Annotated in this window: 22 protein-coding genes and 3 pseudogenes; 15 read left to right on the plus strand and 10 right to left on the minus strand. The window is 57.0% G+C overall.

Annotated features, from left to right (window positions below; translation table 11 throughout):
- Nucleotides 1-165 precede the first annotated feature (165 nt).
- Nucleotides 166-537, plus strand: coding sequence for a COG4315 family predicted lipoprotein (locus CO657_RS31195; RefSeq protein ID WP_054185976.1), 372 nt, complete (start codon nucleotides 166-168; stop codon nucleotides 535-537).
- 312 nt (nucleotides 538-849) lie between these two features.
- Here CO657_RS31195 and CO657_RS31200 read toward each other — a convergent pair whose 3' ends face one another.
- Entirely contained in the window at nucleotides 850-1,044 is a 195-nt protein-coding gene (locus CO657_RS31200; RefSeq protein WP_003577126.1) for a hypothetical protein, read from the minus strand.
- 562 nt (nucleotides 1,045-1,606) lie between these two features.
- Between CO657_RS31200 and CO657_RS31205 the strand changes: the two genes are divergently transcribed.
- Complete coding sequence (locus tag CO657_RS31205) at nucleotides 1,607-2,032, plus strand: hypothetical protein (RefSeq protein WP_054185975.1); 426 nt, start codon at nucleotides 1,607-1,609, stop codon at nucleotides 2,030-2,032.
- 17 nt (nucleotides 2,033-2,049) lie between these two features.
- Here the strand turns inward: CO657_RS31205 and CO657_RS31210 are convergent, their stop codons facing one another.
- The 4 genes from CO657_RS31210 to CO657_RS31225 form a co-directional block, all read right to left on the minus strand.
- A complete protein-coding gene (locus CO657_RS31210) occupies nucleotides 2,050-2,313 on the minus strand; it encodes a hypothetical protein (protein ID WP_054185974.1) in 264 nt (87 codons plus the stop codon).
- A 294-nt stretch (nucleotides 2,314-2,607) separates the two neighbouring features.
- A complete protein-coding gene (locus CO657_RS31215) occupies nucleotides 2,608-3,807 on the minus strand; it encodes an IS256 family transposase (protein WP_128715534.1) in 1,200 nt (399 codons plus the stop codon).
- Between the two features lie 353 nt (nucleotides 3,808-4,160).
- Nucleotides 4,161-4,370 (minus strand): cold-shock protein, encoded by a 210-nt coding sequence (locus tag CO657_RS31220; RefSeq protein WP_054186362.1) that lies wholly within the window; start codon nucleotides 4,368-4,370, stop codon nucleotides 4,161-4,163.
- A 350-nt stretch (nucleotides 4,371-4,720) separates the two neighbouring features.
- On the minus strand, nucleotides 4,721-5,719 hold the full coding sequence (locus tag CO657_RS31225; RefSeq protein WP_054186361.1) for a sensor histidine kinase: 999 nt from the start codon (nucleotides 5,717-5,719) through the stop codon (nucleotides 4,721-4,723).
- A 504-nt stretch (nucleotides 5,720-6,223) separates the two neighbouring features.
- On the opposite strand from CO657_RS31225, the gene CO657_RS31230 reads away from it, so the two are divergent.
- The 3 genes and pseudogenes from CO657_RS31230 to CO657_RS31240 all read left to right on the plus strand — a co-directional run bounded on the left by CO657_RS31230 (nucleotide 6,224) and on the right by CO657_RS31240 (nucleotide 7,369).
- Nucleotides 6,224-6,526 carry a hypothetical protein gene (locus CO657_RS31230; protein WP_054186360.1) on the plus strand — a complete coding sequence of 101 codons (303 nt, stop codon included), beginning with the start codon at nucleotides 6,224-6,226 and terminating at the stop codon, nucleotides 6,524-6,526.
- Between the two features lie 233 nt (nucleotides 6,527-6,759).
- Nucleotides 6,760-6,930 (plus strand): annotated as a pseudogene (locus CO657_RS31235) (IS3 family transposase); the annotation flags it as partial.
- Nucleotides 6,931-7,078: 148 nt separating this feature from the next.
- Complete coding sequence (locus CO657_RS31240; RefSeq protein WP_054186359.1) at nucleotides 7,079-7,369, plus strand: hypothetical protein; 291 nt, start codon at nucleotides 7,079-7,081, stop codon at nucleotides 7,367-7,369.
- A 42-nt stretch (nucleotides 7,370-7,411) separates the two neighbouring features.
- Here CO657_RS31240 and CO657_RS31245 read toward each other — a convergent pair whose 3' ends face one another.
- On the minus strand, nucleotides 7,412-7,678 hold the full coding sequence (locus CO657_RS31245; RefSeq protein ID WP_054186358.1) for a DUF6894 family protein: 267 nt from the start codon (nucleotides 7,676-7,678) through the stop codon (nucleotides 7,412-7,414).
- 34 nt (nucleotides 7,679-7,712) lie between these two features.
- Here CO657_RS31245 and tnpA point away from each other — a divergent pair, with 34 nt between their 5' ends.
- The 9 genes and pseudogenes from tnpA (at nucleotide 7,713) to tnpC (CO657_RS31290) (ending at nucleotide 18,477) form a co-directional block, all read left to right on the plus strand.
- Nucleotides 7,713-8,132, plus strand: a complete 420-nt coding sequence (tnpA, locus tag CO657_RS31250) for an IS66-like element accessory protein TnpA (protein WP_082366448.1) — start codon at nucleotides 7,713-7,715, stop codon at nucleotides 8,130-8,132.
- The gene (gene tnpB / locus CO657_RS31255) at nucleotides 8,113-8,466 is read left to right on the plus strand and encodes an IS66 family insertion sequence element accessory protein TnpB (protein ID WP_054186397.1); all 354 of its coding nucleotides are present in this window, start codon (nucleotides 8,113-8,115) and stop codon (nucleotides 8,464-8,466) included. The genes tnpA and tnpB overlap by 20 nt, the downstream gene beginning before the upstream one ends.
- A 53-nt stretch (nucleotides 8,467-8,519) precedes the next feature.
- Nucleotides 8,520-10,109 (plus strand): IS66 family transposase, encoded by a 1,590-nt coding sequence (tnpC, locus tag CO657_RS31260; RefSeq protein WP_128715614.1) that lies wholly within the window; start codon nucleotides 8,520-8,522, stop codon nucleotides 10,107-10,109.
- Between the two features lie 645 nt (nucleotides 10,110-10,754).
- Nucleotides 10,755-13,541, plus strand: coding sequence for an NACHT domain-containing protein (locus tag CO657_RS31265; RefSeq protein WP_082366437.1), 2,787 nt, complete (start codon nucleotides 10,755-10,757; stop codon nucleotides 13,539-13,541).
- Nucleotides 13,542-13,761: 220 nt separating this feature from the next.
- Nucleotides 13,762-13,970 (plus strand): annotated as a pseudogene (locus tag CO657_RS31270) (ATP dependent DNA ligase); the annotation flags it as partial.
- 61 nt (nucleotides 13,971-14,031) lie between these two features.
- Nucleotides 14,032-14,385: pseudogene (locus CO657_RS31275) on the plus strand (SOS response-associated peptidase family protein); the annotation flags it as partial.
- A 161-nt stretch (nucleotides 14,386-14,546) separates the two neighbouring features.
- Entirely contained in the window at nucleotides 14,547-16,064 is a 1,518-nt protein-coding gene (gene istA / locus CO657_RS31280) for an IS21 family transposase (RefSeq protein WP_128715576.1), read from the plus strand.
- Complete coding sequence (gene istB / locus CO657_RS31285) at nucleotides 16,054-16,848, plus strand: IS21-like element helper ATPase IstB (protein WP_054186382.1); 795 nt, start codon at nucleotides 16,054-16,056, stop codon at nucleotides 16,846-16,848. Before istA ends, istB begins: the two co-directional genes overlap by 11 nt.
- 75 nt (nucleotides 16,849-16,923) lie before the next feature.
- Nucleotides 16,924-18,477 (plus strand): IS66 family transposase, encoded by a 1,554-nt coding sequence (tnpC, locus tag CO657_RS31290; protein ID WP_063856487.1) that lies wholly within the window; start codon nucleotides 16,924-16,926, stop codon nucleotides 18,475-18,477.
- A 435-nt stretch (nucleotides 18,478-18,912) separates the two neighbouring features.
- Here the strand turns inward: tnpC (CO657_RS31290) and CO657_RS31295 are convergent, their stop codons facing one another.
- Nucleotides 18,913-19,398, minus strand: a complete 486-nt coding sequence (locus CO657_RS31295) for a hypothetical protein (protein WP_054186276.1) — start codon at nucleotides 19,396-19,398, stop codon at nucleotides 18,913-18,915.
- Between the two features lie 271 nt (nucleotides 19,399-19,669).
- Between CO657_RS31295 and CO657_RS31300 the strand changes: the two genes are divergently transcribed.
- Nucleotides 19,670-20,704, plus strand: coding sequence for a hypothetical protein (locus tag CO657_RS31300; protein ID WP_054186275.1), 1,035 nt, complete (start codon nucleotides 19,670-19,672; stop codon nucleotides 20,702-20,704).
- 895 nt (nucleotides 20,705-21,599) lie between these two features.
- On the opposite strand, the gene CO657_RS31310 is transcribed toward CO657_RS31300, so the two are convergent.
- From CO657_RS31310 to CO657_RS31320, 3 genes are all read right to left on the minus strand, one after another.
- The gene (locus CO657_RS31310; protein ID WP_245293110.1) at nucleotides 21,600-22,652 is read right to left on the minus strand and encodes an RNA-directed DNA polymerase; all 1,053 of its coding nucleotides are present in this window, start codon (nucleotides 22,650-22,652) and stop codon (nucleotides 21,600-21,602) included.
- A gap of 834 nt (nucleotides 22,653-23,486) precedes the next feature.
- Entirely contained in the window at nucleotides 23,487-24,476 is a 990-nt protein-coding gene (locus CO657_RS31315) for a DarT ssDNA thymidine ADP-ribosyltransferase family protein (protein ID WP_082366424.1), read from the minus strand.
- Complete coding sequence (locus CO657_RS31320; protein ID WP_054186271.1) at nucleotides 24,467-25,378, minus strand: macro domain-containing protein; 912 nt, start codon at nucleotides 25,376-25,378, stop codon at nucleotides 24,467-24,469. Before CO657_RS31320 ends, CO657_RS31315 begins: the two co-directional genes overlap by 10 nt.
- Nucleotides 25,379-25,946 lie beyond the last annotated feature (568 nt).

A 25,946-nucleotide genomic window follows, 5' to 3' on the forward strand; every position in this document is an offset into this window, starting at 1 on the left:
ATGGCTTACCCGCAATTCAAACCTCGGAACCTCGGCCGGTCATAAGACAAATCCGAATGTGTATCGCCGCCGGTCAGATCGCGGAACCGCCACCTCGCCGAAGCGTTTCTTGCTCACATCGGACACTACCGGCATCCCGCTGGCACTTCCGAACCGGAGGTAATCATGAAAACGCTGATCGTCTCCATTGGCCTGTTGGCTGCAACCGTCTTTTCGGCCTTTGCAGCGGAACCGGCAAAAATGGTCGATACGAAGATGGGTAAGATCCTGGCAGACGCCAAAGGTATGACACTCTATACGTTCGACAAGGACGCCATGGGCAAATCAAACTGCGACGATGCCTGCTTGAAGAAATGGCCGGCCTTCCACGCCGCCGCCAAGGCCAAGGCCGAAGGCGAATGGTCACTCGTCAAGGCGGCCGACGGCAAGGAAATGTGGGCTTATGAAGGTAAGCCGCTTTACACCTTCGTCGGAGACAAGAAGCCTGGCGATATGACCGGCGATGGCGTCGGCGGCGTTTGGCATGTTGCCAAGTAGCCCGGCGCACTGGAGCCTTTCAGGGCTGAATTGAAAGGCCGAAACTGGGATGAGGGCCATGATCCATTCGTGTGCGCCCCTCACCCCTGTCCGACATCGACACAGCGCCCCTTCGCCGGCGTTTGCGGAACCGACCACAGACTGCCTTCGATGTTCAGTCGATCGACCGCCAAGTTTTCAAGAACTAGCGAGCCGGTTCGCGCGTTCGGAAGCTCTGAACGTTGTGGCCGGATTCCAGCTGCGCCCCACCGCTTCTCGCAACGAACCTGCGGTCCCAGTCGTGCCGTGGCGTTGAAGAATATCTCCTGCCACTCAGTGAGAGGTAATCGCGCGACCGCTGGACGCGAGATGCTCTGTAATGGCGCGCCGGATTTCGGTAACCGTGTCAAAGAGCCTGTTGTCCAAGTCGATGACATTGAAGCGGACAGCGATGAATTTGAGGCGGTTTTCGACAGGGACCGCGATCCCGACTTCCTGACCGTTGAATACGACAGCTTGCTTTTGCATGCCGAACCTCGGGCGCGCCGCACGGGAGCACCATCTTAGAAAACGGAACAAAGGGTCTACGACGAGACGCATCTACGTCGTAGGTCGGTATCGGATCGAGACGAGATCACGCACTCGCTGCACCATTGCGAAGAAACGAAGTCGGACAAACAATGTCATCATCCTCCCTCAAGCGAGGTTAAACGACCGTTGAGTTTCGCCTCCGAGGGTCGGTTATTTCGGAGCTCTTCTGTAAAAAAACGTAGTCGAGAAACCCAGACTAAGCAACTGATTTTTGTTATTATTTAGGGTTTTGAATCGTATGACAATTACCGCAAGTGCGAAGTAACAAATGATGTACGTTCGTCTGCCCATCGTCGAAGGTCCGCCGACAGCTTTACTGGCGATATGGCATATCAGCAAATGTCCCGAGGCAAGCCTGCAGGCCAGATAATCGCGCATCTGCTCCGCGCTGCAAGACCTCAAACGCGCTTGTCTGAGTTCTTTCGTATGTCGCTGATCCTGGCCAAACGCATGCTTACGTTGCTCGAGCTGGCCGCGGAGGTTCACAAACGCGCCTGACATGAAGGTCGTCTTGGCGACGGGATACGCGGAGCTGCCGAAGGGTGGGGACACGACGTCGATCCGGCTTGCCAAGCCCTTCACCCAAGATCAACTCGCCGCCGTGTTGGCCGAGGCTATCGACATGTCAAATGACCCAAAAGAGTTTTTTGCCAGCTCGAATGGTGACACATGGCACCTTGTCTACGATGGAGTGACCGGTGAGCCGACCGTCCTTCATCGCGCGAACATGGCTTCCGGCGGGGCGGAAACGAGGATGCAGGTAGGAAGATTTCTTGAGATCGCCGGCAGTCATCCACAAGGACAAGCTCTCCGTGACATCCTGGTCGAGCTCAGTTCCAGCGAAGCTGTCGATGGTGCTGCTGTCGAGCGTAAACCGAAATATGACTTCCCATGGGCGCCGAGAACTGGTCACACCGGCGACTAAACAACGCTGCTCACGCGCTAGTAGGTAAAGGAAGTCAGTAGCGTTGTTACGAAATTGCTGGCGCGTTCCTTGACCAGGACTTCGGTCCATTCGTCCGTGCCGCGGAGCCTTAGGTCGGTGTAAATGCTATCGACCGCGGCTTCTTCGATCCGCTTGATATGCCCTTTGAACGCGTCCTCACCGCCGGCATGGTACATGTCGCGGATGATCATCCGCAATATTTCCTGAATCGCGATCTGCCAGGATGTGTTGATCGCCTGGATGTCTTTGGTATCAGGCACTTCGAAGCTCCTTGGTTAGAGTGAAGCTTAGCAGGCCGCCCCATCAAGAGGAGACGATCAGCTTCGCTTGACGCGTTTCGCAGACGCCAACATCGCCGAAGCGTGATCGGCAAATTCCTTCGCGAGACGGGCCTCGCGCAGGCGCAACGTCTTCGCATCGCGGGATTGCGCGACGGCGTCCAGTTCCTCTTTCGCCTTGTCCTTGGCGAAAAACGGTGCCTGGGATCGTGTCCATGGGAGTGGTGTAGCTGACGGCTGATTGCCGTGCTTTCCGACGTTGGGTCGGAGGGGATTTCAGCGTGCCACAGCGGGCAGACTGATTTGGGGATCATCGCTCATTTGTGCCATGGTCTCAAGCGTCATGTACCTGGCGCGCTGGACGGCCCATTCATCATTCTGTTCGAGCAGCAGTGCACCGACGAGACGGACGATGGCTTCGTCGTTGGGAAAGATGCCGACGACCTCCGTTCGTCGCTTGATTTCGCCGTTGAGACGTTCGATTGGATTCGTTGAGTGAAGCTTCGCCCGGTGCTCTTTCGGGAAGGTCATGTAGGCGAGCACGTCCTCTTCAGCGTCGTCCAGGATGGTGGCGAGCTTCGGCACTTTCGGTCTGATCTGATCAGCGACGCTGCGCCATTGAGCGCTGGCGGCCTCCGGCGTCTCCTGGGCAAAGGCGGTGGCGATGAAGGCCGAGACGACCCGCCTGCCACTCTTTCCAGCATGCGCCAGTACGTTCCTCATGAAGTGAACCCGGCACCGTTGCCAGGTGGCGTTGAGAACCTTGGTGACGGCGGCCTTGAGCCCTTCATGCGCATCGGAGACAACAAGCTTCACACCACGTAATCCTCGACGTGTCAGCCTGCGCAGGAATTCCGTCCAGATCGGCTCGGCTTCCGACGTGCCGACTTCCATTCCCAGGACCTCGCGTCGACCATCGCTGTTGACGCCGACGGCGATGATAACAGCAACGGAAACGATGCGGCCGCCGCGCCGGACTTTGAGGTAGGTCGCATCCACCCATACATACGGCCACTCGCCTTCAATTGGCCTGTCGAGGAACGCTTTGACCTTGACGTCGATCTCTTCGCATAGACGGCTCACCTGGCTTTTGGAGATGCCAGACATGCCCATGGCCTTGACCAAGTCGTCGACAGAGCGTGTTGATATCCCTTGAATATACGCTTCCTGGATAACCGCCGTCAGGGCCTTTTCCGCCATCCGACGCGGTTCGAGAAAGCTCGGGAAGTAGCTGCCCTTGCGCAGCTTCGGAATGCGAAGCTCGACGGTTCCGGCGCGCGTCTCCCAATCGCGGTCACGGTAGCCATTGCGTTGAGCGAGCCGCATCGGGTTCTTCTCACCGAAGTCAGCACCCGTGGCCGAGCCGACTTCCAACTCCATCAGCCGCTCGGCGGCAAAGCCAATCATCTCACGCAATAAATCTGCATCCGCGCTCTTCTCAACGAGGGAGCGCACGTTCATCATGTCATTGGTCATCGGTGGTCTTTCCGTCAGGTTGGTCTTGAACAACCCGACCCTAGCGGAAAACACTGATGGCCGCCCGCAAAGCCGATCACCCGCTACAGCGCAGCGAGAAGCGCGCGGGCACTCGGCTTTGCTACCTCCCGTCAGCTACACCACTTGCCGGGACACGATCGTGCCTGGAGGTTGCCGAAGGCGGTTTCCGCCTGCTGGCGCGATTTGCTGTATGTTTCAGTCATTGGAATTCCAGTCCGCGAAGTTCGGAGGGTGCAAGCAAAAAGGCCAGGCGGTGAGCCTGGCCTTTGAATTGATATCGTGCTTCCGGCAGTGCCAGTACATCCGTGGTCAAAGGAAAGCAGATATCGATATTAGGCGTTCTGCAGATTGCAGGCCGACATCTTGCCCGACTTCATGTCGCGCTCGAGGTCGTAGCCGATCTTCTGGCCTTCGACGATTTCACGCATTCCGGCGCGCTCGACGGCAGAGATGTGAACGAAGGCGTCAGCGCCGCCGTTGTCAGGCTGAATGAAGCCGAAACCCTTGGTGGAATTGAACCATTTTACTGTGCCAGTGGTCATGATGAACCCTTTCGTAGCAATAGCGATAGATAACCGCAGCGTAAGAGGCGCTGCAGACGGTGATAGCGATTTTTGAAAGGGAAGTTCGTTCAAGGCGCGGTGCCAATCGCGCGGTAACCAAAGCTCAGCAAGCAAATCTCGATGACGACATCTATAGGCGAACCGGCCGAGCCGGTCAACGAAAAGTTTTCGGGTCCTCGCAGATTCACCTTTAGATTGCTTCGGCTCCCGGCCACGTCAAGAGTAGACGACTTCAGAACGGGGCTAAGAAATGATGCCGAAACATAGCAGCGGCAAAGCAGGCCGCAAGGCAATGGGACCTATGGAGAATTCAGCCAGCTCAGTCGCCATCAGGCGACAAGACGGGCCTTGCTGATAACAAGGGTGATGATTGCTCCTGCCTCGGACCAGTCGTAACTGATGGTGCCGGCAAGTTGACCAGCAACGGCCCTCCTGACCATAGAACTGCCGAAACCGCTTCCGCCGTTCGGGGTTTTGACAGGCGGACCGCCACGCTCCGTCCATATGATCGTCAGGTCCTGTTCGCCGTCACTGCCGGATACATCCAGGGTGCCGGCAGGAACGGAAAGGGCGCCGTATTTGAGCGAGTTGGTGGCGAGCTCGTGAATGATCAGCGCCATCGTGGTTGCCGTTCCTTCACCGACGCTCATCCGTGGCACCGAGACCCTGATGCGCCGATCGAACGCGCCATTGTCGTCGTAAGGTGCAAGAAGCACGGTTATCAGATCACCGATCAACGCTGCCTTTCCCTCGTGACCCGGCAAAGGCCGAACCAAGTCATGGGCGCGGCCCAAGGCCGTCAGCCGCTGGATCAGTTCGCGGGCCATGTCGGTTGTCGTCGATGTCGAGCGGGACGTCATGGTGGTAAGACTGGTGGTGATGGTCAGAAGATTCTTTACGCGATGGCTCATTTCGCCGGCGAGCAGTTCATGCCCCTCCTCGGCCTGTTTTCGGCCAGTGACATCGAGAAAAATCCCAAACATCGTATCTTTGACCTTACCCAGGTCGCTCCCCTGCCCGCGCGCCGACACCCAGCGCACGAGGTCGTTCAGCAGAATGCGGAAATCGATTTCGTAGCGCCCGACCTGGGCCCTTGTGGCGGAGAAGGCTGCTCTGACGCGATCGCGGTCGGCGGGATGAATCCGGGACGACAGATCCTCGAACGTGATCTCCGGACTTTGAGGCAGGCCCCATATTTCGAAGGCCCGTTCATCCATCGCGAACTTGTCGGTTTCGACGTTCCACGACCACAGAGCGACCCCGGCTGCATCGATCGCGCTTCGCAGATGGTTTTCTTTCCAAAGGGAGTGGTCGTCTCGGGTCGCCAACTCGTGCCTCCGGTATCAGGTTGAAACAAAACTAAATATCCCGATGAGCTTGCACGGGATCGTTCGCGGCGCGGTAGCGTAAGTTTGATTCCGCCAGCGTTCAAGTGGGAACAAGCCGGTCGAACTGACGACACGCCTTTATTCAACAAAGATAGCGCAGTGGCAGCCTAAAGGTGGCTGTCAGTCCATCCGCCCTCCAGTTATAGGAAGCTGTCCCTTGGAATTGAACTTCAACTGTCCGTCTTGTCAGTCTCGATCCGAAGCCGGTTTGCGTGGGTTCAGTGATGCCGATCCCGCCAGTCTCCCTGCCAATGTATTCGAAGAGCGTCGGAAACGATCCATGAAATCTCGAGCTGCCTCTGGCTTATCCCGAGCGCTCCATATTTTGCGGCACTAAGACGACGCTTCGTGATAGGAGGGATCGACGATCATCCAGCACCAAGATCAGAGCCCGTTTCACCAACTAGGCTCCGTTCGCGATAGCTTCCCAAGAAAGAGAATTGAATGGACGTAAAATACCCGAAGACGAGAGCCGATATTTTTGAAGCCGTCAGGGCTCTGTCGACTTCCCCCGACTCCATCCAGTCGCGATTGATCGAAGCCACGAGGAGCTTGCTCGCCGTCACCATCGAAGAATTTGCTGGCGATCTGGAGCTGACGATCAAGTTTACCCGGCTGCTCGACCTGATTGCAGTCGATCACGGTGACGTCGAAGCTGTGGCGGTTGAGACAGCAGCTTACATGAGCGACACCCAGGCAAGCATAATTGCAGACCTAATTTGCGATCTTCTCTACGAGATCGCCTAACTCAACGCCTCGTTCGACAGCAGCCTCTGAAGTCGCTCAGGCAGGGCTGCCGAACACGATTAGATTAGGAGCATTGATTTCCGGAAAATGCACTCCAACTTTTGCACAGTTCAATGATGCGGACCGCTGTGCACGCTGTACCCAAATTTCAGACGCTACCGCCTCCGCCGCGCGGCTTGATCACCACTGGACAGTGCTTGACATCTGTACGGGCATCGCTGTTAGCTTGGGCGCAACGCCCGCATTCAGGCCTTGGCTGGCTGACACCTGCCGAGTTCGCTCAGACAATAAACCCGCGACGTGATGCGGTGCTGCGCAGCCGGAACGGCTCCGCACCGCAACCCGCCGCTACCGCCCCGAATACCGAAACCAAAAACCGCTGGAGCGAACTCAAAATTGGATAAAACTTGGGGGCAAGGTCAGATGGCTGCAACCATCCTCTCCTTTCGGTAAGGCTACCGTGAAAAACTACGGAAGTTGCGCAACATGCAACGTGTCAATATCCACGGTTCCCGGCGGACGTTCGTCCGCGTCACTAACCGGATCTAAGAAATGACCGCAACCGACACCGCCACCCTCCTCGAAGACGCCGCCGATCGGATTGCTGACATCTCCCGACCAGATCTGCAGATCATGCTTCGGCGGGCTGCGCTGAGGCTGCGCAACGCCTCGGCCGTCTCGATGGATGATGATGTGGAAGAAGTCCTTCGTGACCTGGCTGGCGAGTTCGGACTGACGCGCAACGACACCATCAGGTTCATCGTCAGGGAATGGATGGCTAAGAACACCTATCTGCCGGTGCATATGCTAGATAAAGACGGGGATGTAGACGGGAACACGTGAGCCGCGGGTCACAACTGCGACTGCGACCCCACTCCCAAATTGCTAGCGAGCCTGACGGAACGTCACGACAGAAAGGGTTATGCCGGCCTCATTGCAAATTTCAATTGCATAACCCGAAACATCCCGCCCGTCGCCGGCCGCCCTCCTCATATACTCCTTTGCAAGCGCCATGGCTTCTGCGCGAGCATCGTCCAAAGAGGCAAAATCTGCTTTCGCAAGATCGTTCACCGCGCCGACCGGCGTTATCAGGTGGAAAATGTGTAAGCGCGAATTTCTATGCGCCTTCTGAGGCGCAGTGCTCTGATGCATGAAGTGTCCACCAAAAATAGGTGGACACCAAATCATGAACGATACTCCTAAACTGCAGGTGCGGCTTGTTGGTCGCGATGGCCGCCGTCGATATGACCCTGCGTCTCGTGATCTGCTCGTTGCAGCGTGTTTAGAACCCGGCGTTTCGGTCTCTCGGCTAGCACGGGAATACGGTGTGAATGCCAATCTCGTTCGTAAGTGGATAAAGAAGGAACTGGAGCAGCATCCTTCGCCATCGGTCTCGGCTTTTGTTCCAGTTCAGATTGCTCCAGCTATGCGGCCGGGTTCTGGCGGCGATTTACTGACGAAGAGCGTGGCGGCGGGCAAGCCGTGTCATGCATCCAAGGTGAGCGCACTCCTACCCAACGGGATCAGCCTGACCGTCGAGTGCGACGATGAGAGTCGACTGATCGCAATCATAGGAGCGTTGGGTCATGTTCAGACTGGGCGCTGATCTGAAGGTCTACCTGCATCGAGAGCCCATCGACTTCCGGGCCGGCATCAACAGCCTTGCGGTCCTGGTCCAGGAGACGATGGCGTTGGACCCGTTTGCTCCCGCAGTTTTTGCCTTCTGCAATCGTCGCCGTGACCGGGTTAAGCTGCTGTTCTTTGACCGCTCGGGCTTTGTGTTGATCCTGAAGCGGTTGACGGAAGACAAGTTCCGATGGCCGCGCCGAGAGGCGGCGGTGGTTACACTGACGACCGAGCAGCTCCACTGGATTCTCGACGGGATTGATATCGACGCGATGATCCGTCATCCGGTGCGGCAATATCAGATCGCCGGTTGAAGGCGGCGAATTGAACTGTTGACGCAACGGGGCGGTTCAGATTCAAAACTGGGATGACCCGAACCGGCGAGCCGAGCGTTGCAGAACTGATGGCGCAGTTGGCGGCAAATGCCGCCGAAATCGCTGCGCTCAAAGCTGAGAAGGAAGCGCTCTCGCGACGGGTCGTCAAGCTGGAAGAAGAACTGGCGCTCGCAAGGCTGCATCGATTTGCGCCGCGCAGCGAAAAGCACATTGACCGCCTCTTCAACGAAGCCGAAGAAGCCGCGGACGAGAGTGATCGTGATTATGGCGACGGCGTTGCCGATCTCCCGGATACAGGCCTGCCAGCAGTCGATGGCGCCGTGGGTAAAAAGCGGGGCCGCAGACCTCTACCAGAAGACCTGCCGCGCGAGCGTGTCGAATACGACCTTCCCCACGATCAGAAGGCCTGTCCATGCTGCAACAGCCAAATGCATCGCATGGGCGAGGCCGTTACCGAGCAGCTCCATATCGAGGTCAAGGCAAAGGTCCTGCAGAATGTGCGGTTCAAGTACGCCTGCCGCCATTGCGACCGTACCGGGATCAACACGCCTGTCGTTATCGCATCGATGCCGCCGCAACCATTGCCGGGCAGCATTGCCACCGCCTCGACACTGGCTTTCGCGCTCGTCCACAAATACGTCGATGGAACGCCGCTCTACCGCGTGGCTCAGACATTCGAGCGTGCCGGCGTTCCGATCAGCCGAGGTGCTCTCGCTCACTGGGTGATTGGCTCGAGTGAGAAGCACCTGCATCGTATTTATGACGCTCTGAAGCTGCGGCTTCGATCGCAGCCTCTTGTTCATGGCGATGAGACGACCGTTCAAGTCCTGAAAGAAAAGAACAAGGAAGCCACCAGCACGTCTTACATGTGGGCATACCGCAGCAGCGAGGACAGTGACGAGCCAATCGTGCTTCTCGATTATCAACCGGGCCGCGGTCAGGTCCACCCGCAGACCTTTCTCGGCGACTACCGCGGCATATTGGTGAGCGATGGCTATACAGCCTGGCGCACATTGCATGGCGCAACCCATGTCGGATGCATGGCTCATTCACGGCGGCGCTTTGTCGAGGCTCTCAAAACCAGGAAGAATGGAGGCGGACCGCCGGAGCAGGCGCTCCGCTTCTTCGAGCAGCTCTATCGGATCGAAAAGCAGGCACGAGAGAGCAAGCCCAACACCGGTGAAACGCAGGCCGATTGCGTTCGCCGTTTCCGGCAACAGCATAGCTTGCCTGTCCTGGCCGCACTCAAGTCATGGCTCGACAATATCGCGCCAAAGGTCGTACCGGATACCAAGCTAGGCGATGCCGTGTCCTACACCCTGAACCAATGGGATTATCTGACGCGCTACACCAGCGACGGCATGATGCCGATCGATAACAACATTCTGGAACGCGACATCAGAGTTTTTGCGACCGGAAGAAAATCTTGGCTGTTCAGCGATACCGCCGACGGAGCCAGGGCAAGCGCCGTGATCTACAGCCTGATGCTAACTTGCCGAGCCTGCGGCGTCGATCCGCTCTCCTGGCTGCGCCACGTGCTCACTGAGTTGCCTCAGCGCAAAGAAGCCGACGACATCGGCAACCTGCTGCCGTTCAACTTCTCCAAACCCTCCGCCGACTGATAGAGCCGGATATCGCTTCGCAAAAAGAGCCCGTTCGGAGATGCCGCCAACGTCAATGTGCATGGAAAATCTCGCTTACGAAAATGTAGCGGGCTGCAGTGCTCATTCGTCAGATCTAGGCGTTTTCAACGGCAGGCCAAGGACAGGTCTTGGCAAACTATTCAATTTAAACATGCAGCGGCCATCATGGTCACTGCGGTCTCTTGCGACATCGATAGGCCAACCGCCGAAAGCAGAAATTAAAAATGAATGAAATCGTCTAACGCAGGGTACCAAAGCGATGCAGGGAAGGTGTCATGTCGGACGTTGGACGAGCTTGCCAGCAGTAGCGATAAAGTCGCACGCGAACTCGAACGCACTCTAAAAGTTTACCAAAATATTAAGGCTTCGCGTGGGCAGCCGCGCTCAATCGGCTATGAGCCGCGAGATATTCGAGAGCATGGAGCAATCCAGGTCATTGAGCGGCGGTCCGGAATCAAGGAGTGGCTTCTGGCCAAGATAGCTATGAGGCGATCGTTCTGAAGCACCCCGTCCGCTTTCGAGCGGAAATTGCTGCCATCGCCCAGCAGCGGATCGGCGAGGAGGAGGACCTTTACGGCCCGACGGCCGATCCGCTAGAACTCGACGAGCGGCAGGGGGAATCAGATGCCACCGAAAAAGCAATTGGCTGCAAGAGGGCGTGCATCGACTGTGAAGGGTGACGCCTTTGAACTGCGAGTGGTCCGATATTACGAGGCACTCGGCTATAGCATAAGCCGCGACCATCTGATCCTCGGGCATCAGGTCGACATCATGGCCCGCAAATATGTGGGCGGGATCGGTCACGTTTCGATCATGGTCGAGGCTAAGGTTCGAGGAAAACCGCTTGGCGTCAATGACGTCAGGAATTTCAAGGGTGCCGCCGAGGATCTACTCAACGCCCGCATCATCAATTCGGCGATCTTGATCACCGACGCGAAGATCACTCGGGAGGCGAAAATATCTCTTCCGACCGACATCATTCGAGCTGTGCATATCGACGCGCTCGAAAAGGACCTTTTCAACAGCTCCGAATCCTTGTTGCGCGTCAGCAGGGACTATCAGACCAATCGCATCTTCGAGCAATATTATCCGTTGGCAGGGCGCATCGAGACAATCGAGGTCGACGATATCTCCGAACATTGCCTGCAGTGGGCGAGAACACACAGCTCCATGTTGGTTATCGTCGGAGATTTTGGCTCGGGCAAAACGACTATCGTCGATCGAGCCTTCTACGAGGCGGCTCAAAACAAGCTGAAGAATGACACGGCACCCTTTCCCGTCATGTTGCGGCTAAAGTCGCTGCGTCAGCATGATGGGCTCTGGAGTTTCGTGGAGGCGGCGCTTCGCGACCATCAATACATCACCCCTCCCCGCGCGATCTGGGAGGCGGAGCTTACCGTGGGGCGGCTAATCGTTTTTCTCGACGGGTTCGATGAAATATTCACCGGTGCGACGGTCGAAGACCGTGCCCGCTATCTGGCGATCCTCTCGCCCATCATACGCTCCCCGTCGGCCTGCATCCTGACAAGCCGTCCCACATTCTTCGAGTCTATCGCGGAGGTCTACAAACTCGCCCGGAACCACCTGGACAACCAGCCGACCCTGAAACATTTACCGAAAAGCGGAATCGACCGGGCCAAACTGGAAGAGGTTTTGTCCGGCGGGGCGATTGCGCCTCTGAGACAGCCAAGCAGCGCCAATGTCGTGACCATCTCACAGCTCGATCCCGCCACCATCCTGCAAGCGATAAGGGTCCGGGCCGACGAGATCCGCACACTGCTGAATATGACGGTCGATGACTTTTATGGGCTGCTCTGCGAGATCTATGATCTCGAAGATCTGATGCGGCGGCCGCTCCTGCTTGATATGATTCTGAAGACGACGATCAAGGGAGCGATCGATATACGCGGGACGGAAAAGGTTGGTGCCGCGACATTGTATGACATCTACACGCAGATGGCGGCACAACGGGACGAGAGCAAAGGAGAGCTTGGCCAGTACCTGAAGCTGGAGCAGCGGCTCGATGCGTGCCGCGCCATGGCACAGCGCATGAAGGAGAAAGGCGAGATCGTCCTCTCGATCGATGAACTTGCAACCTGCGTCGCCGGGGTGATCAAGCCAGGGTCGAGAAATCGCCAGTCGGGGCGGATCGATATCGATGGCGCGATCACTGACATTCGAACCTGCTCGTTCGTTCGGTTTGTCGACGACGGAACAATCTCGTTTACCCACCGCTCATTCTACGAGTTCTTCTTTGCCCAATCCATGATGATTACCGCAACCGACAATCCGGAGCAGTTTTTCGACATACTGAACGCTCTGAATGATCGGGAAATCCTGTATTTTCTGAGCAGCTTCGTGCGGGACCAGAACGATTTTGCAGACTTTCTCCGCCAGAAGTTGAGGGCCGGCAAGACCGCAGGAGCGGGCCTTCAGAAGCTGGCCTTTGTATCAGGCGTCCTGTTGCGGCACGTCAACTTGATCGATACTGATATTATCGGTGCTGAACTCTCGAAGATCAATGTCGACCAGGTCCACTTCAACGGGGTGCAGCTACGCAGATGCGCCTTTACGAAGGTAAAGGGAGCAGACTGGAAACTCAACAACGTGGCTTTCGACCATGGCGAGCTGCGTTCTGTCGTCCTCAAAAAGAGTACAGTTGTCGCCGATTGCAATGGATTTGCTGCCGAAGGTCTGGAGCTGTCCCAGTCGTCTCTCATCCTGGGTGGGCGCAACGTTTCGATAGATATGAGCAGCTTTGTCGAATGCAAGATCCGGCTGCGGAGTAATTCGTCGCTCGGCGATGTCAGCTTTATCCAATGTGGCCACGTCATTGTTGATGGCGATGTTCAGCTGGCGACGCGCCGCGTCCGGTTCGAGAAATCGAGCTGCTATTTTCAGTCCTGCGATCGCTGGCTTGCCGACGGCTCGGACCTTGAGTTGAGTGATTGTCTGATCGGCGGCGCAGTTTTTGCGACGTCGGACGTCCTCGGCGCCAGCCCGTTTTCGCGGTCACGGATCACGCTTCTGTCGTGTCACGGCATGGTTTTCTTGCGCGCCGATGAAACGTGCTCCTTTGAGGAGGCTGCGGAACTTTTGAAGGCCCGGAACCCAGAGCTCGTTGTCTTTGACGCTTTCAACCTGGAACCAGTGAAACGATCGTTCGAAATCAAGGCGCAGCCACGAGATCTGCGTTCCGATGAGGGGCTTGGTAAAGCTGGCCGAAAGCGTCGCTCGAAAGAGGCCGCAAAGGCGGTACCCTTCGACGCTGTGGCGATCGCCTTGCCCGAAGAAGTCCTCAACGAAATCCCCTCTCACTTCGAGATCCTGCGGGCCCTGCGGGAGGGATCCATTGATCCCACGCTTGTTTCCGAGCCGCTGAAACTTCTGATGAGACTGCCGGCGTCGTGACATCTACGCTGTCGCAAATGTCAGGCTTAGACGCGAAAGGAAGTCGAGAATTTTGCAAACATAGAAACATTTTCTTTTGCCCTCTTGCCCGCGATGGTCTGGCACAGCGCCTCTAGGTCGCAGACGACGCAATTCGCATCATGGGACCGAAAACGGAGCTGCTAAAGACGCTTTATTGCCAGTCAAGGGGGCAATCGGCGCGGCGATTGGCATGCCCATCCGACTGCGCAAGATGCTGGATAAGTTACGCTGGAAGCGGAAGCAGCCGCCCCTGCCCTATTCCGGCAGTGCCGATATTGTCTGGGTTGAGCCGACCCTGATTGCCGAGATCGAGTTTCGCGCCTGGACGACGGACGGTAAGCTTCGCCATCCGCCCTACCAGGCTTGCGAGAACGACAGGACAATGCCGACGTCTTCCAGCTCGACTAGCGAAATCGGAGCCATACGCTAGATTGTCGTCCATCAGAGCGGGGCGGAGTAAATAGCTGGCATGTGCAATCCTTATCGCATAGAAGACAAGGACTGGGTCGCGAGATGGGCCCAGGACGCCGAAAGCCTGATCGATCTGGTGCCGGCCTACCAGATGAACCCCGATCAGATGGGGCCGATTGTCCGCAAAACCGCCGACGAGAAAAAGCAGCTCGTCCACGCCCGCTGGGGACTGCCCTCTTCGCGCTTCACACTTGAGAAGGCCGCCAAAGCCAAAGGTGAGAAGCTCCAGGCCAAGGGCAAGTCTTTCGATCTCGAAGGGCTGATCCGGATGGAGGCTGATCGCGGCACGACCAATGTACAAAAGCTCAATTTTCCACACTGGAAACGGTGGTTCGGTGTCGAAAACAGATGCCAGCGTTTTGCAGACATCATCGGTGAAATGACGACAAAAAAACTCCGGCTGTTGGTTTCCACGCAGAACTGAGCCGGTTAGGCGCATAATTTCCATTGAGAATTGAGCCATGTGAACCTTCCCCCAACGCGGTGAGCGACGGGGGCAACGGAGTGATCCACATGGGACTTTTAAATATCATCCGTCGGATGGCGCTTCGGGAGAAGCAGTCGATCCGCGAGATCAGCCGACGAACCGGATTGTCGCGCAATACGATCGCGAAGTATTTGAGCGCCGGCACGATCGAGCCGAAGTTCACGGTACCGGAACGACCAAGCAAGCTTGATCCGTTCGCCGACAAACTCGCTGGCTGGCTGAAGACCGAGGCCGGGAGGTCACGCAAGCAGCGCCGAACGCTGAAGCAACTTCATGCCGATCTGATGGCTCTGGGCTTTACCGGGTCCTACGGCCGGGTCGCCGCCTTCGCCCGTGAGTGGCGGATTGAGCAGCAGATATCGGGCCGCGGCATATTCGTTCCGCTGTCTTTCCGCGCTGGCGAGGCATTCCAATTTGATTGGAGTGAGGACTATGCCGTGATCGGCGGCGAACGCACGAAGCTTCAGGTCGCCCACATCAAGCTATCGCACAGCCGAGCTTTTCTGATCAGGGCCTACCTGCTGCAAACCCACGAGATGCTCTTTGACGCTCATTGGCACGGCTTCCGCGTGTTCGGCGGTGTGCCTAGTCGCGGCATCTACGATAACATGAAGACTGCAGTCGACCGTGTTGGCCGCGGCAAGGAGCGACAGGTCAATATCCGTTTCCTGGCAATGACGAACCACTACGTCTTTGCGCCTGAGTTCTGCAATCCCGCCGCGGGTTGGGAGAAGGGTCAGGTCGAGAAAAACGTCCAGGATGCCCGACCGCGGCTGTGGCAACAGATGCCGGACTTCCCGGATTTATTGGCGTTGAACGCATGGCTGGAACAGCATTGCCAAGACCTGTGGCGCGAGACCCAGCACGGCACTTTGCCCGGCACGATTGCGGACATCTGGGTCGCCGAGCAGGCTGCTCTGATGGCATTACCTGCCGCTTTCGATGGCTTTGTCGAACAGAGCAAGCGCGTCTCGCCGACTTGCCTGATTACCTTCGAGCGGAACCGCTACAGCGTGCCCGCGTCGTTTGCTAACCGGCCCGTCAGCCTGCGGATTTATCCGGAGCGGCTGGTCGTTGCGGCCGAGGGCAATATCCTATGCGAGCATGCGCGGGTTATTGAGAGGAGTCACGACAAACCGCCGCGAACGATTTACGACTGGCGGCATTACCTTGCGGTCATCCAACGCAAACCTGGTGCCCTGCGCAATGGTGCGCCCTTCCTGGAATTGCCGTTGGCCTTTCGACGGCTGCAGGACCAGATGCTTCGCCGCCCTGGCGGTGATCGTGAGATGGTCGATATCCTTGCTCTCGTTCTTCATCACGACGAACAGGTCGTCGTCAGGGCTGTGGAACTGGCTCTGGATGCGGGCGTAGCGACGAAGACGCATGTGCTGAACCTGCTGCATCGGCTGATCGACGGCAAGACGACCGATGGCCCCGATATCGATACGCCACACGCGTTGACCTTGCTTCACGAACCCAAGGCCAATGTCGAGCGCTACGATGGTCTGCGCGTCCGGATCGGAGGTCGCCATGCGTCATGATCCTGCCAGCGCCGCAGTCGTCATCATGCTGCGTAGCCTGAAGATGTATGGCATGGCCCAGGCTGTCACTGACCTGATCGAGCAAGGAGCCCCGGCTTTCGATGCGGCCGTGCCGATCCTGTCCCAGTTGCTGAAGGCCGAGATGGCCGAGCGCGAGGTCCGTTCCATCGCCTATCACATGAAGGCTGCTCGCTTCCCAGCCTACAAGGACATCTCCGGGTTCGACTTCGCCGCCAGCGAGATCAACGAAGCGACGGTGCGCCAGTTGCACCGATGCGAGTTCATGGACGGAGCGCATAATATTGTGCTTGTCGGCGGACCGGGCACAGGAAAAACACATGTCGCGACCGCCCTCGCAGTCCAGGCGATTGAGCATCATCGCCGAAAAGTTCGCTTCTTCTCGACCATAGAATTGGTCAATGCGCTCGAGCAGGAGAAGGCCAAAGGCAAGGCGGGCCAGATCGCTGAGACGCTGGTTCGCCTCGATCTGCTGATCCTCGATGAACTCGGATACCTTCCGTTCAGTGCCTCAGGCGGAGCGCTGCTCTTCCATCTGCTGAGCAAGCTTTATGAACGCACCAGCGTCATCATTACCACCAACCTCAGCTTCAGCGAGTGGGCCACCGTCTTTGGGGACGCCAAGATGACGACCGCTCTGCTCGACCGCCTGACCCATCGTTGTCATATCCTGGAAACCGGCAACGACAGCTTCCGATTCAAAGCCAGCTCGGCTGCCGCAGCACAGAGGAAAGGAGAAAAAACCAATCCCTTGACCAAACCCTGATCAGAAAACCATACTCAGAGGTGGCTCACTTCTCGGTGGAAAAACCGGCTCAGTTCCGCGTGGAAACCAACACTGATGGCGCAGTTGGCGGCAAATGCCGCCGAAATCGCTGCGCTCAAAGCTGAGAAGGAAGCGCTCTCGCGACGGGTCGTCAAGCTGGAAGAAGAACTGGCGCTCGCAAGGCTGCATCGATTTGCGCCGCGCAGCGAAAAGCACATTGACCGCCTCTTCAACGAAGCCGAAGAAGCCGCGGACGAGAGTGATCGTGATTATGGCGACGGCGTTGCCGATCTCCCGGATACAGGCCTGCCAGCAGTCGATGGCGCCGTGGGTAAAAAGCGGGGCCGCAGACCTCTACCAGAAGACCTGCCGCGCGAGCGTGTCGAATACGACCTTCCCCACGATCAGAAGGCCTGTCCATGCTGCAACAGCCAAATGCATCGCATGGGCGAGGCCGTTACCGAGCAGCTCCATATCGAGGTCAAGGCAAAGGTCCTGCAGAATGTGCGGTTCAAGTACGCCTGCCGCCATTGCGACCGTACCGGGATCAACACGCCTGTCGTTATCGCATCGATGCCGCCGCAACCATTGCCGGGCAGCATTGCCACCGCCTCGACACTGGCTTTCGCGCTCGTCCACAAATACGTCGATGGAACGCCGCTCTACCGCGTGGCTCAGACATTCGAGCGTGCCGGCGTTCCGATCAGCCGAGGTGCTCTCGCTCACTGGGTGATTGGCTCGAGTGAGAAGCACCTGCATCGTATTTATGACGCTCTGAAGCTGCGGCTTCGATCGCAGCCTCTTGTTCATGGCGATGAGACGACCGTTCAAGTCCTGAAAGAAAAGAACAAGGAAGCCACCAGCACGTCTTACATGTGGGCATACCGCAGCAGCGAGGACAGTGACGAGCCAATCGTGCTTCTCGATTATCAACCGGGCCGCGGTCAGGTCCACCCGCAGACCTTTCTCGGCGACTACCGCGGCATATTGGTGAGCGATGGCTATACAGCCTGGCGCACATTGCATGGCGCAACCCATGTCGGATGCATGGCTCATTCACGGCGGCGCTTTGTCGAGGCTCTCAAAACCAGGAAGAATGGAGGCGGACCGCCGGAGCAGGCGCTCCGCTTCTTCGAGCAGCTCTATCGGATCGAAAAGCAGGCACGAGAGAGCAAGCCCAACACCGGTGAAACGCAGGCCGATTGCGTTCGCCGTTTCCGGCAACAGCATAGCTTGCCTGTCCTGGCCGCACTCAAGTCATGGCTCGACAATATCGCGCCAAAGGTCGTACCGGATACCAAGCTAGGCGATGCCGTGTCCTACACCCTGAACCAATGGGATTATCTGACGCGCTACACCAGCGACGGCATGATGCCGATCGATAACAACATTCTGGAACGCGACATCAGAGTTTTTGCGACCGGAAGAAAATCTTGGCTGTTCAGCGATACCGCCGACGGAGCCAGGGCAAGCGCCGTGATCTACAGCCTGATGCTAACTTGCCGAGCCTGCGGCGTCGATCCGCTCTCCTGGCTGCGCCACGTGCTCACTGAGTTGCCTCAGCGCAAAGAAGCCGACGACATCGGCAACCTGCTGCCGTTCAACTTCTCCAAACCCTCCGCCGACTGATAGAGCCGGATATCGCTTCGCAAAAAGAGCCCGTTCGGAGATGCCGCCAACGTCAATGTGCATGGAAAATCGCGCTTACGACTGATCGTCAGCGACTGTCATAGGATCGTGCCTTCAGAACTTCTCTAGATATCTATTAGGCACCCGGCGCGGCGGCCTTATACAGTAAGGTGTCGCAATCGAGCGTGCCAGCTCTCTTTGTGAAGGAAGGTACAAATGACGGGTCAGCTTCGCGCATTTTGACAATCCAGAGCGCGAGAGTTCGGTCAACTTGGCAAGACTGTTTTGCGTAGTCGGTTGTCCAGGTGTCGAGGTCGCACTTGTCAGGTCCGCACGCGGCCGCCTTATCCATCAGGTCCAACAATTGGTTTGCAGCGCTTGCGGTTGCCGGGTCAGATTGCAAGAGAGCGGCAATCTTCTCCTGGCGTTGTGTTATCAGCTCCTTCTCGGAGCCAGGGCTCGACCGGTACGCGGCGACTCTGTGTTCGTGGGCGCGATCTGAGCGGCCTTGGTTTTCTCGGTAACGATGGACTGCAAGCGTTTCACATCCTCGAACATGTCACTGGACATTTTCTCTTCGAAGTCGATCTTCTGTTGGTGAGCAACTGCCGCTTTCTCTTGCTGTGCCGAACCAGGATCCAGAACGCTGCGCGTTGTCTGCCACACCGTGGAACCTGCCTCGACGATGTCGTTGAAATTTCCTGCAGCTCCGCCAACAATCACGAGAACTCCCGCGATTGTTGCGAGTTTACGGCGGCTAAACCGGCTCGAAAAAAAAGCCGCGTGAAAGACCCGGCTTCGAAAATCGGGATCGATGAATATCTGTTTAGCGTACCCCCACCCCCTGGCAAACATCCGGAACGCCGGGTCGATGAACATTGCCTTCTTGTTAATCTGAGCACTGGGAACGTTAGATGCCATTTGGGATCTCCCACCAAGCGGTGCGTTTTCATTGCGCCGCACCCCAGCGCGTATGCCTACCCATAATAATGTAAGGAACGCCGGGCGTCCCATTCAATATTTGTCAAATACAATTTCTTGGAGGCGAGAGAATGACAGTAGTGTAAGTGTTTTCAATGGACTGGCTGTTGCTTGCGATTGAGTAATCACAAGTAATTAGTCGCAACCTGTATATTGCAGGTTGCATTCCGATCAAATGCTTCGCATTCTTCGTACTTTTACGGAGGGGACGATGTTTAGACTTCTTGCGATTATAACGACGGCAGGATTGTTGGCTGGGTGCACTGCGGCCCCTCCCTTCGATTTGGCTGTCAGCGACAAAACATACGGCGCACCAATCATGCGGATCGCTTCAACCATGGCGAACCTCAAGTGCGAGCTTTGGACGGCCGCTAACGATAAGGAACCTATGCCTCAGTTCGAAACCGACATCCCGTTGAAGAAGGAAGATCACAAGCCACCGGAGCCATGGCGGGTCTTTAATCTCCAGAACATCTTTCGAGCTATCGAATATGTCGGCGAGGTTCAGCTTATGGTCGACGCTGAGCAGACAACGGGCAGTAGCCCCTCGTTATCCTTCCCCGGTCTTGGCTCTGCGGCTCGTCCTTTGACGATCGGTCTGGATGCGAGCGTCAGCGAAAAGGGCCATCGTGCTAATACCACATACCATTCAGTCGACTTCGAACGTCTAGTCAAAGGGACGGCACGGGAGCAGAGCACTGCGACCCCCCCAACATTGCCATGTGGAAGGGGGGCAGAACTATCCGGGCCACTGGGGATTAAAGACAATCTTCAAATGGGGATCGTCGCATCCAAGATGAACGACCTCTCGGTCTGGCCAAGGAACGCGTCGAACTCGGGCGTCGCGCCTGACGCAGGGGTCGGAGGGGAATACACTGTCGGTCAAATCCATGCCGTCATCGACTTCACCACCACCACTTCCATAAGTGGTGGCCCCAATTGGGAGCTGACACACTTTGTGGGACCAAATTCCGGAGAGGGACTGTTCAATCACAAGCGACAAGCATTGAACCAGGTATCGTTCACGTTTCTGCCGATCTGCATCAGGGACTCTTTCAAGGGCGTAAAAGTTGGTAAACGCTGGGAGTATACCCCTGCCCTGCCACAGGGAACTCCGGGATGGGCGAACTATCTGCCGCCCTGCTCAGCGCCGGAAGTGCGGCGCAGCAAAGCCGCCGCTCTTGGCGCCGCCCATACGACCAACATTCAATCACTGGACAACGTCATTCGGCTACGGTCCTTCTAGGGACGCGTTCGCCGACGGCAGTTAGAGCGTTGGCCCCACAGCAGCTTGCTTCGTACTGGTCTGTTCTTCGCGAAAGGGTCGGTGACTATTCGTGTGGATACGCGAGGTCTCCTCTTCGCGCTCTTGGCAGGGATCATCACGACTGTCCCACGAAGCTTATGTTCTCGTTGCGGATCTGCATACTAACGATCGATCCGCCCACCTTTCGTAAGATAATCGCGCCCCTTTTCGGATACAGTCTCGCCGGAAATGTTGAGGGAGAAGAAGTCTCGCCAAGCTGTACGCGCAGCTGTCCGGCAGCCCGAAGCTTTTCAAGGGGTCCCGGTAGGGACGATGGTTGCCATCGCAATCGCTCCACGATCGGAAGTTTTCGATAATCCAGGCGGCCACTCCGACCGACGAATCGGACAGTCCGTCATAATGCGGGGATCAGGATGAGACGTCTCATCCTGATCCCCGCGCTATAGCGATCGGCAACAAAGTGCCGATTTCGCTTATGAACGGCTCCTCGGCACCCCCGCCGAGCTGAGCCAATAATCCCGGAAATTCCAGCTCCCGCTGGCCCAAAATCGGGGAGCACCTCACAAACCGCTGGAGCGAACTCAAAGCTGGATAAAACCTGGGGGCAAGGTCAAAACCACTGCGAGCAGGACGAAAGCCGAAGCGAACCTGACCAGGATTACAACGTTCGCCCACCTATGGCCGCCTTGAACGGAATCGAACTAACAACCACGTCGTTACGAGAACTATGTATCTGAAATTCTTCGGTGGCGGATTTTGGCTCGATGAATGACCGATTGGGGGCCGAAAGCGGACTGTCGACTCGCCAGAGACGATTCAAAAGAGCATACATCCACCCGCTTCGCATGTTGCGCTATGCTCTCGGCTTCTTTCGTCAGATGGTCTGAGCGATCAGCGTGTTAATCGGGGTGTGCCCGCCCCAGGCCCGCTTGCAAGTCTTGCGCTCCACCGCGGTGAGGTATTTCGCTGAAAACAGTATCGCGCTGCGCACGTAGTCGGAGGGCTCGTCCTCGTAAGAGGTGCGCACCGTCCGCTTTTGCTGCGCCACGCCGTGCTTCGCGGCGAAAATGGCAGCCATAGCGCGTGTCTCCTTCGCGACCCTGCGGTTCTGGAGCCACTGAAGGGCCGTATTCACCGTCGGGCGGCTGACATTCCTTGCCCTGACAAGCGCGGCCAGAAGGAACATCCGCTGGTAGTCGGACACGGTGTCGTCCGCCACCAGTTCTTCCAACGCGCCGACTACATCCTGGCTCGTCCGGACGAACGTGGAAATGTAGGAAAAGTACAGCCGTGTCTGGTGCGGCTTGTCCTTCAGCTTTCCGAGCACGTGCTCGACGGCGCTTTCTGATTGGGCAGAGCGCAGGATGGGAAGGCAGAACTTCTCGATTTGGTCCTCCTGGTTGGCGTAGTCGCCGATGTTGTCCATCAGACGCTCGACGGCAGCGTTCTCAAGCTGATCCTCGTCGTCGTTGCCTGCTTCTGCCTCGTCTTCCTCGTCTTCCCACTCGACCTCAAAGCCGTACGGGCTGGCGCGATTGTAGGTGTCATCATCCTCGATTTCCTCGCGGATTTCGTCGAACAGCCGGTCGATCGCAGTCTCTTCCTGGATGACCTCGTGGGCTGGCATGATCTTGGACTTGTATTCGTTGAGGTGCAGGCCGTCTTTGCGCAGCGTTTCGATAAGTTCAGCGAGGCCCTGGCGGGCCTCCGCTTCGGACGCGAAACCCATGTAGATGTCGTCTACGTAGCGCGCCGACATAATCTCGGCGAGCTCGCAGTAAGCGTCGAAGTCGGAGAGGAAGAAGTTGCCGAGCGCGTCGGAAGGATACACACCCTGGACGATGCCGAACGAGTTTCGCTCGCGAAACGCCAGCATCATTTCTTCCAGCAGGCTTACAAACTCCGGAGCGCAGCCGGCCGCCGACATCAGATTCACGAGGGTGCTGCGGCAGCCGCTCGAAGTAGTTCGAGATATCCGCCTTCAGTATGAAATCGCTATCCCCGCAGATTTCGGCGACCCGCTCCTGGAATCGTTCCCAAGATTGGTGGTTGGGAACGAACATCTGTCCTTCCTCTTCCGACGGAACGTGGCTGAATGAACGGCTGCGGTCCTGGCCCCCTTCCAGCTGCTGCATGGCATTGTCAACGAGAGCTTGGTACATGAAGCGGTCGGCGGGCCTGAGGATGCTTCCGGGTCGCGTGAAAAAGCGCTCCTTCGGCACGCTCATGGTGATAGGCAGTTCGGGCTGGTAAGTCCCCGCGCGCAGTTGCTGCTTGACCTGCTCCCACAGCTCTTCGCCAGCGTGGCTGAAGATCGCGTTGTAGTGGGGGGCCAGGATGAAGTCGCTGCGAATGTCCGCCTTCACGTGAGCGATGACGCTCTCGTGGTCAAATTGCGCGATGATCCTTCTATCCAATCCGGGCATCTTAACTTCCCCAGGTTGACCTGGGTCGATACACGTTGAATGCTGGCGAGTCCATCCTGCCCACGCATTGGTTGATTTGCGCTTGAGAGTTCCGCTAAGTCTGGTTCCGGGTACGAAGCCGGGCATTGTGAACGACGGCAATGGGGCGAAGCATGCGGCCCGCGCTTGGCCGCGACGTCACTGTTAAAGACGACAACCCACAGCCTAAAAAATCGGATCGGTTCACGTGAAGAGGATAAGAACCGCCGGCCCCTAGTCCAACTAGCTAAGCTATTGAAAAATATCACCGCCCTACGCCGGGCCAGCTCAAGTCATCGTCCTTCACTCGATAGTCGTCAGAGGAAAATGTTATTGCCGACGTCCATAAACGACGCGAAGCCAAGATGACTTTCGAGATGAATTTTCACCAGGTAATTGCCATCTTGAAGCTGCGCAGGAAACCGCCAGCTCGTTGACGGCAGGGGTGGTCGCGCTGGGCTTGCGAGATTTCGGTAATCGACGCGCTTTACCCCGTCAGACGACCAAACTTCGACATGGATATCGATGGGTGCGTAATCCTGGCGAGGGCTCAACTGCGCAATGACGCCATCACGCGCAATCGCGACTTTTTCGACGTAAACGAAACGCTTGTCGAATACGAGCAGGTCATCAGATACCAGCACGCGGTCACGCCAACCGTTGGCGTCAGGTCCGAGCATATGGAGGAGCGTCGATGCCTCTGCATCTGTCCTGCAGTAAATCCACTGCAAGGTTTGAGCCAATGGCATCGGCGAAGCCACCAAAACCTCCGCACAGCGGTGATCAATGATCGAACGATCACCTGCGATATCGCCTTCATGATAGACCTTGTCGAAGGGTATCGACGAGAAATAGGCTTCGGTATCACCCACGGAAGCAGACGCGAGCTGCATGTTTCGGTCGCTGAAGCACACACCATCTTGAAGAAGGACGCTCCGAGCGTCGAAAACGAACATGATCAGGATGGGGGCATGGGCGTTCTCGCCATGGGCGCACTCGCCATGCTTACGGATGCCCTCGATATGCCATTGCGTCGGAGTACGCGGCCGGAAATAGATCCGACCGAACTCGTGTGCATGGTTGCGTGCGTCGATCACGCCGACGCCGGCGACATCCCTCACCCGTACATTCTGGGCGTCGTTTCTCGACCGGAGATTCCCGTCTCGCAGAATTGCCACCGCGTTTTCGATTGGCGCATGATGAAAAAGCCTTGCCGGCCACCGACCACGATAGGGTCGGTAGCTCGCCGCCAGAGTTGCCGACCAAGCGGTGATATGGCTGTCTACAAAAGCACCGCTCAGTGCCATTGCAGAGTCATCTGTTCGGTTGACCTCGCATCGGCTGGGGCAATGCTCGTTGCCGGCTGGGCCAGTTCAAGTGCCAGCTCGGATGCCGCGTCGCCAAAGCGCTGTATTTCGATGAGGCGGACGAATGGTAGCAGTGAGAGAAGCGATATCAGCGCGCTCCCGCTTTCGAAGGCCGCCCACCCGGCCTTCTCTTGTGTGAGAAAGCCTCTCTGGAGGGAAACCCAGATGCCCCAGAGGTCTTCGGCGTCGAACGCCCACTCGACATCCCGCGTCGATAGCCGGAGTTCGGTCCCGTCATATTCAGCGCTGAGCCGTTCGTGCGAGCTCAGGTCGATGAAATTCGGTCCGGCGAGCTCGATGGCACGCGGGAGCATCGACAGAAACTCGGTGTACGAGGGTGCCGTATCGATCTGACTTGCCAAAGCAGATGGTATGTGCTCCAGGTGTTCAGGCAAGCCGATCTTCTTATCGAAGTCGTGAACGAAGATCTGGATTTTCAGGGGGGCTAGATAGTGCTCCATGACCGGCCGCACGTTATCCCAGTTAAGCCCTCCATTGCCGCAACCCAGACGCGGAAACGAGATCTCTCGGATACCGAGCTCGGAGAATCCACTCACGAACTTCTGAAGGCCCTGCTCGATCCATTCGAGTTTCGACGGATTGCGCCAATGATCCTTCGTCGGAAAGTTCAGTACCCATTGGGTCGATCCTTTCCAAAGCCACAGCTTTCCTGGCCGAAGGAGCTTTTGCTCGCAGATCCTGCGATATGCCGCATACATCTGCGGCTCGCGGTTCCGGAACTCCTTTGCGATTCCTTTACCCATGACTCCAACGCAATTCACCGTGTTGACCAGTGTCTGGGCGGAGGACTCGAGCAGGCTGGTTCGACGGTAGATCAACATAGCGTTCGCCGCTTTCCTTCCAATAATCTCGCGAACATAGGTAGAACGAAAACGCGTCGATGTGAAGACGTAGACGGCAAATGGCGTCGAAATCGAAGAGACGCCCTGCAACACCTTGAGAGGATGAAACTCTGTTGTCCCGACCAGCTCAAGTGGGTGCCCGCTGAGCGCTTACTTAACTCACATAGAAGAGGATGTTAAATTTCGGCAGCATTTCTCCACTTCGCGCTAAACCGGCCAATGCAACTCAGGGGAGTGACTTTACAAGGTTACTCGCTGTGGAAGTAGTTCTCGTCGAACCGCAAAGGTGGATCAATTTGAGCGCAGAACGACAACCATCCGATTATCAGAGGTATCCACCTGTCCAGATCACCCTTCAGCAATCAACCCGTAATCCCAGCCGATACGGTCGCGGATCACGCGATGGTATCAGCCTTCGTGAAGACGCCGGTGAACTGCTGTTCGCCAAGGCAACCGAGTGCATCCGCACCGAGCATCCGCTGGCATGGCTTTGCTTTCTGAGCCTGCGTAACGATCATATGCAATAATATCAACGTCTTTCGACAGC

Origin of the sequence: Rhizobium acidisoli, from assembly GCF_002531755.2 — a bacterium.
Classification (GTDB): Bacteria; Pseudomonadota; Alphaproteobacteria; order Rhizobiales; family Rhizobiaceae; genus Rhizobium; species Rhizobium acidisoli.

Coding starts and splice junctions, on each gene's coding strand:
- CO657_RS31315 (WP_082366424.1), bottom strand. CDS start 24,476: ATGGCACTGAGCGGTGCTTTTGTAGACAGCCATATCACCGCTTGGTCG.
- tnpB (WP_054186397.1), top strand. CDS start 8,113: ATGTTCAGACTGGGCGCTGATCTGAAGGTCTACCTGCATCGAGAGCCC.
- CO657_RS31300 (WP_054186275.1), top strand. CDS start 19,670: ATGTTTAGACTTCTTGCGATTATAACGACGGCAGGATTGTTGGCTGGG.
- CO657_RS31245 (WP_054186358.1), bottom strand. CDS start 7,678: ATGCATCAGAGCACTGCGCCTCAGAAGGCGCATAGAAATTCGCGCTTA.
- CO657_RS31265 (WP_082366437.1), top strand. CDS start 10,755: ATGCCACCGAAAAAGCAATTGGCTGCAAGAGGGCGTGCATCGACTGTG.
- CO657_RS31310 (WP_245293110.1), bottom strand. CDS start 22,652: ATGTCGGCGGCCGGCTGCGCTCCGGAGTTTGTAAGCCTGCTGGAAGAA.
- tnpC (WP_063856487.1), top strand. CDS start 16,924: ATGGCGCAGTTGGCGGCAAATGCCGCCGAAATCGCTGCGCTCAAAGCT.
- CO657_RS31215 (WP_128715534.1), bottom strand. CDS start 3,807: ATGACCAATGACATGATGAACGTGCGCTCCCTCGTTGAGAAGAGCGCG.
- CO657_RS31220 (WP_054186362.1), bottom strand. CDS start 4,370: ATGACCACTGGCACAGTAAAATGGTTCAATTCCACCAAGGGTTTCGGC.
- tnpC (WP_128715614.1), top strand. CDS start 8,520: ATGACCCGAACCGGCGAGCCGAGCGTTGCAGAACTGATGGCGCAGTTG.
- CO657_RS31320 (WP_054186271.1), bottom strand. CDS start 25,378: ATGTTGATCTACCGTCGAACCAGCCTGCTCGAGTCCTCCGCCCAGACA.
- CO657_RS31240 (WP_054186359.1), top strand. CDS start 7,079: ATGACCGCAACCGACACCGCCACCCTCCTCGAAGACGCCGCCGATCGG.
- CO657_RS31195 (WP_054185976.1), top strand. CDS start 166: ATGAAAACGCTGATCGTCTCCATTGGCCTGTTGGCTGCAACCGTCTTT.
- CO657_RS31205 (WP_054185975.1), top strand. CDS start 1,607: ATGAAGGTCGTCTTGGCGACGGGATACGCGGAGCTGCCGAAGGGTGGG.
- CO657_RS31200 (WP_003577126.1), bottom strand. CDS start 1,044: ATGCAAAAGCAAGCTGTCGTATTCAACGGTCAGGAAGTCGGGATCGCG.
- istA (WP_128715576.1), top strand. CDS start 14,547: ATGGGACTTTTAAATATCATCCGTCGGATGGCGCTTCGGGAGAAGCAG.
- istB (WP_054186382.1), top strand. CDS start 16,054: ATGCGTCATGATCCTGCCAGCGCCGCAGTCGTCATCATGCTGCGTAGC.
- tnpA (WP_082366448.1), top strand. CDS start 7,713: ATGAACGATACTCCTAAACTGCAGGTGCGGCTTGTTGGTCGCGATGGC.
- CO657_RS31230 (WP_054186360.1), top strand. CDS start 6,224: ATGGACGTAAAATACCCGAAGACGAGAGCCGATATTTTTGAAGCCGTC.
- CO657_RS31295 (WP_054186276.1), bottom strand. CDS start 19,398: ATGGCATCTAACGTTCCCAGTGCTCAGATTAACAAGAAGGCAATGTTC.